Annotated in this window: 2 protein-coding genes and 1 pseudogene; 2 read left to right on the forward strand and 1 reads right to left on the reverse strand. The window is 66.4% G+C overall.

Going from position 1 to position 1,594, the window contains the following annotated elements:
* On the forward strand, positions 1–381 hold a 381-nt coding region (locus AC2VON_RS25470; RefSeq protein WP_486955301.1), incomplete at its 5' end, for a DUF5642 family protein.
* A gap of 137 nt (positions 382–518) precedes the next feature.
* Positions 519–1,376, forward strand: a complete 858-nt coding sequence (locus AC2VON_RS25475; RefSeq protein WP_486955302.1) for a hypothetical protein — start codon at positions 519–521, stop codon at positions 1,374–1,376.
* Between the two features lie 58 nt (positions 1,377–1,434).
* Here the strand turns inward: AC2VON_RS25475 and AC2VON_RS25480 are convergent.
* Positions 1,435–1,594: pseudogene (locus AC2VON_RS25480) on the reverse strand (amidase); the annotation flags it as partial.

Genomic DNA, 1,594 nt, shown 5'->3' on the forward strand with positions numbered 1-1,594 from the left:
GTGTTCTCCGCCGACGGGGACGGCAACCGCTTCGTCGTCATCGCCGTGCAGGCCGACAAGGACATGCCGTTCGACGCCGCAGAAGCCAAGAAGTGCAAGGACGTCACGTTCGAGGCCGGCAAGATCACCGGCACGGTCCAAGAAGTGGACGCCCCGCAGATCAAGGGCGCGGAGACGGTGGGCTCGCGTCGGGAGATCTCGGTCGACACCGACGAGGGGCAGCACTCCCGCGAGGTCTACAACTACACCGCTTACCTCGGCGACTGGATGGTGCTGGTCACCGCCAACCCGCTGGTGGTCAAGGGCCAGCCGTCGCCACCGGTCAATGCCGACCGGGCGAGTCAGCTGCTGGTCGATTCAGTGTCGGTGCTGCGAAAATAGGGTCTCTGCCGTTGACTCTGCGCTGAGGCTGCCCGCCACTCGGACTTTTGCGGCATATCCACAGAGTCAACTGGTGTGTCGGTGGCCTGTCGGTGGCCTGTCGGTGACCTGTCGGTGGGCGCGGGCAGCATACCGGCATGGGGGAATTCGGATCGCAACCATTCATCGGCTCACAGGCGCGCGCCGCGGGCATGGTCAGCAGATATGAGCTGGCCAGGTACTACACGGCGATCCTGCCGAACGTCTACCTGGATAAGCGGCTGCGGCCGTCGCTGCGCCAGCGCATTCACGCGGCCTGGCTCTGGTCCGGCGGTGAGGCGGTCATCGCCGGCGCCGCCGCCTCGGCGCTGCACGGCGCGAAATGGGTCGACGACGACACCGTCATCGAGCTGATCTGGCGCAATGCGCGGGCACCGGGGGGCGTCAAGACGCGAGACGACCTGTTGCTCGACGGTGAAACGCAGCAATTCGGCCGCATGACGGTGACCACGCCGCCGCGAACCGCCTTCGACCTGGGTAGGCGTGGTTCGTTACGGCACGCGGTCGCCAGACTCGACGCACTGGCACGCGCCACCGATGTCAAGGTCAGCGATGTCGAACACCTCGCCGGCAACCATCGGCACACCCGCGGCCTGCGGCAATTAGAGAACGCACTCGACCTTGTCGACGCCGGCGCCCAGTCGCCGAAGGAAACGCGGCTGCGGCTGTTGCTCATCGACGCCGGCTTCCCGCGCCCGCAGACCCAGATTCCGGTGCCCGGCCCCGACGGTTACCCACGGTATTTCCTGGACATGGGCTGGCAGGACATCATGTTGACTGTCGAATACGACGGCGACCAGCACCGAACTGATCGCCCGCAGTATGTCCACGACAACACACGGCTGGAGTACCTGCGCTCTATCGGCTGGACGCACATCAAGGTGCTGGCCGAACACCGCAACCCCGACGTCGTTCGCCGGGTCCGGCACGCCTGGGACGCGCTGACGACGCGTTGACTCTGCGTTGAGGCTGCCCGCCACTCGAACTTTGGTGACATTTCAGCAGAGTCAACGGCTACAGGGCGGTTCCCTGGACCCACCAGGGGCTGGGCTGCTTGGCCGCCCAGCCGCTGATCCCCTCCAGCTCGGCGGCCAGCGACACGAGCATTCCTTCGCTGTTGGCCGGGCCCATCAGCTGCACGCCGATCGGCAGCCCGTCGGAGGTGAACCCGGCC

The sequence above is a fragment of the Mycobacterium sp. TH-M82 genome, from assembly GCF_057473605.1.